Origin of the sequence: Bacillus sp. SRB_8, assembly GCF_003264205.1 — a bacterium.
Classification (GTDB): Bacteria; Bacillota; Bacilli; order Bacillales; family Bacillaceae_G; genus Bacillus_A; species Bacillus_A mycoides.
Map to the genome: position 1 here is coordinate 1 of NZ_NADT01000127.1, position 400 is coordinate 400.

At 40.0% G+C, this 400-nt stretch carries 1 protein-coding gene; it reads left to right on the forward strand.

Translation table 11 applies throughout. The features are described from left to right. Positions 1 to 22 precede the first annotated feature (22 nt). Positions 23 to 400 (forward strand): hypothetical protein (locus B5P40_RS34490; RefSeq protein WP_483296266.1); only part of this gene is annotated, 378 nt, incomplete at its 3' end.

Here is a 400-nt window from a genome sequence, read left to right on the forward strand (position 1 = left end):
CCGAGTTACTACGTATGAAGTCTTGTTCAAACAGGTTCCGAATTTTAACTACCTTAGAACATTCGGCTGTGTCGCCTACAGATTGCTTCAGTCCAACGAACGGAAAAAGATACAGCCTCGAGCACAGAAACTAATTCACATTGGCTACACACAGAATCAAAAGGCTTATTTGCTGTACGATCCCATATCTCAAAAAGAATATTCCAGTCGAGATGTCGAGTTCGACGAATACTCCTTTGATTACGGATTTCAAAGAGAAAGTTCAGATTCCAGAAATACCATCTCCCCCTGTTTTGAAAGCAGCTTCCGCTCTGACATGGAACCCCATGTTCAAATTTCGAATGAAAACAATGCAGCTGATTCCATCATATCCAAAAATGTCAGCAATAATAACAATAAA